Raw genomic sequence first — 3,121 nt, 5'->3', positions numbered from 1 at the left:
TCCTGATCCGACCCCGGGCCGGGCGGAGGGGGGCCGCCCGGCCCGGGGTCGGATCAGGAGGCGAGCAGCGCCTCGGTCTCGCGGCGCAGCTCGAGCGCCTCGGCGAGGGACTCGTCGATGATGACGTCGTCCCAGCCGACCGTCGCGCCCTGCGCGATGTCGTTGCGCAGCTCGACGTGGTGGGCGAGCGCGACGGGGAGGGCGCCGGTGGCGACCGAGTGCTTCGCGGAGACGAGCTTGCCGTAGACGGTGAAGCCGCCCTCGCCGTCGAGGAACTCGCCGGCCTTGAGGTCCTTCTTGGCCGTCGCGACCACGTCGCCGTAGAAGCCCTCGGGGTGGCCGGTCGAGATGCCGCGCAGGGCGGCGTTGGCGATCGACATGTTCAGCTCGAGGCCGACGTAGTGGTACGGGCGGTAGAGCGCCGCGTACTGCTTGGTCGGGTCCGGGTGCCACGGGTACTCGTCGAAGCAGGTCGACACGTAGGGGTTGGTCGCCTTGACGACGACGTAGACGCCCTCCTGGGTGTTGTGCGGGATGAGCGCGCCGTCGCGGGTGACGCTCGACATCACGTCGACGGTGCCCTCGTGGTCGAGCGCTCCGCCGATCGAGCGGGGGCGGCTGATCGTGGCGATCTCCTCGACGTCGCCCGGGGTGAAGGTGAGGCCGGCGTCGGAGGGGACGAGCCCGGCCGCGTTGGCGACAGCGGCCATCTCGATGGCGGCCTTCGTGCCGTCGCGGAACGAGGTGTGCATGTAGGGGTTGAGCTGGCCGGAGTCGGTGAGCTCCTTGCTGAACTCCCAGTTCTCCCAGACGTTGTCGGGATTCATCTGGTGGTAGTGCTCGAGGTACTTGGCGCCCTTGCCGGCGCAGACGACGTCGAAGCCGCTCGTGCGGGCCCAGTCGACGAGCTCCATGATGAGGGCCGGCTGGTCGCCGTAGGCCATCGAGTAGACGATGCCCGCCTTCTCCGCCCGCTTGGCGAGCGCCGGTCCGGCGAGGGCGTCGGCCTCGACGGTGACCATGATGATGTGCTTGCCGGTCTCGATCGCTCGGAGGGCGTGATGCACGCCGACGATGGGGTTGCCGGTCGCCTCGACGATGACGTCGATGTCGTGCTCGAAGAGGACGGCCGCGTTGTCGACGATGGTGGTGGTGCGGTTGGCGAGCGCCTCGGGGATGTCGGCGGCCATCGCCTCGGCGGGCCAGTCGACCAGCTCGAAGGCGCCGCGGGCCCGGGCCACGTTCACGTCGGCGATGGCGACCACGTGGACGCCGGGGATGTTGCGCGCCTGCGAGAGGTACATGGTGCCGTAGCGGCCGGCGCCGATCAGCCCGACGCGGATGGGGCGGCCCTCGCGTTCGCGATCGCCGAGGAGTTTGTACAGGTTCACGTTGACCTCTCTGGTCCGGTGGCGCACGGACGCGGAGAGCCGCCGGTGAGGGCGGTGGACGTCGTCGTCGTGCGCAGTCTTCTTCGGAGGAATTCTGCTGACCGGTCGGGGTGGAACCGGTACCAGTTTTGTACCAGCGCCCGTTAGGCTGTGTCAACAGCAGTTCGCATCGCGGCGTTCGACGAGGACCCCGCCGGCCCCCGGGAGGACCCGTGCAGAAAGCTCCGACGATCCGCGACGTCGCCCGCACCGCGGGCGTCTCGGTCTCGGTCGTCTCCCGCGTGCTCAACGACGGCACCGGCCCGGTCGCTGTCGACACCCGGCGCCGCGTGGTCGAGGCGATCGACGAGCTCGGCTTCCGCCCCCGCGCCGCCGCCCGCGAGCTCAGCCAGGGTCAGGCCCTCGCGATCGGCCTGGTCCTGCCCGACCTCACCAACCCGTTCTTCGCCCGCCTCGCCGACAAGGTGGTGTGGGAGGCGCGCGCCCGCGGGGCCCAGGTGCTCCTGGTCACCACGCAGGAGGACTCCCACGTCGAGGGCGAGTCGCTCACGAGCCTGCTCGACCGCTCCGTCGGAGGCGTGATCGCCACCCCCTCCGGCGACAACCTCGAGAAGTGGTCGCGCCTGCGCCGCGCCGGGGTCGACGTGGTCTTCGTCGACCGCACCACGCCCGGGCTCGACGACGTCGACGTCGTCAGCATCGGCAACTCCGCCTCCGCCGCCCGGGCCACCGACCACCTGATCGCGCTCGGCCACACCCGGATCGCGATCCTCTCCGGACCCGCGCACACCTCCACCGGCCAGGCCCGCGTCGCCGGGTACCGCGCCTCCCTCACCGCGGCCGGCCTGCCGCTGGACTCCACGCTCGTGCGCGACGTGCCCTTCCGCGGCGACGTCGGCGGCGAGGCGGTCGCCGCCCTCCTCGCGCTGCCGGAGCCGCCGACCGCGCTCGTCGTCGCCAACACCGCGCAGGTGCGCAGCGCCGTGCACCGGCTCTTCCAGCTCGGCATCCGGATCCCGGAGGCCCTCTCGGTCGTCGTGTTCGACGACAACCCGTGGAGCGAGCTGGTCACCCCGCCGCTCAGCGTCGTCCGCCAGCCGATCGACATGCTCGCCCGTCACAGCGTCGAGCTCGTCCTCGCCCGCATGCAGGGCCGCCTCCCCGAGGCGCCGCAGCACATCGAGGTGCAGGCCGACCTCGTCATCCGCTCCAGCTGCGCCGCACCCCCGCAGCGCTGATCCCCCTCCCCCCTCCGAAAGGCACGCCATGTCCGATCCCGTCGTCGTCACCGCGATCTTCACTCCCGCCGAGGGGCAGCGCGACGCGCTCGTCGCCGCCCTCTCCACCGCCATCGCGGAGGTGCACGAGGAGGAGGGCTGCGAGCTCTACGCGATCCACGACTCGCCCGACGGCACCATCGTCATGCTGGAGAAGTGGACGAGCGGCGACCTGCTCGACGCGCACGGCGCCGGCGAGCCGGTCGTCCGCCTCAACGCGGCGATCCGCGGACTCGTCGCCCACCCGCCCGTCGTGACGCGGCTCGTCCCGATCCCGGCCGGCACCTCGCAGCAGGGCGAGCTCTAGCACCCGGGGGCGGGGCCGCTCCGGATCCGGATCGCGCCTCCCGCCGGAAACGCGCGCGAAACAGCGGAGGCCTACGGTCGGGAGCGACCCCGCCGCCCCCGGGTGCTAGAGCTCGCCCTGCTGCGAGGTGCCGGCCGGGATCGGGA

The 3,121-nt window shown here is 72.1% G+C and carries 3 protein-coding genes; 2 read left to right on the top strand and 1 reads right to left on the bottom strand.

Features of this window, described 5'->3' with window-relative positions; all coding sequences use genetic code 11:
- Positions 1–53 precede the first annotated feature (53 nt).
- Positions 54–1,391, bottom strand: a complete 1,338-nt coding sequence (locus C5C39_RS17100; protein WP_104251308.1) for an NAD(P)H-dependent oxidoreductase — start codon at positions 1,389–1,391, stop codon at positions 54–56.
- Between the two features lie 212 nt (positions 1,392–1,603).
- Here C5C39_RS17100 and C5C39_RS17095 point away from each other — a divergent pair, with 212 nt between their 5' ends.
- Positions 1,604–2,629, top strand: coding sequence for a LacI family DNA-binding transcriptional regulator (locus tag C5C39_RS17095; protein ID WP_104274254.1), 1,026 nt, complete (start codon positions 1,604–1,606; stop codon positions 2,627–2,629).
- Positions 2,630–2,657: 28 nt separating this feature from the next.
- Positions 2,658–2,975 carry a putative quinol monooxygenase gene (locus tag C5C39_RS17090; protein WP_104224889.1) on the top strand — a complete coding sequence of 106 codons (318 nt, stop codon included), beginning with the start codon at positions 2,658–2,660 and terminating at the stop codon, positions 2,973–2,975.
- Positions 2,976–3,121 lie beyond the last annotated feature (146 nt).

It is taken from the genome of Rathayibacter sp. AY1F3, from assembly GCF_002931975.1.
In the GTDB taxonomy this organism is placed as follows: Bacteria; Actinomycetota; Actinomycetes; order Actinomycetales; family Microbacteriaceae; genus Rathayibacter.
The sequence above is the reverse complement of the archived record's forward strand: the minus strand, read 5'-3'. Positions and strand labels throughout refer to the sequence as shown.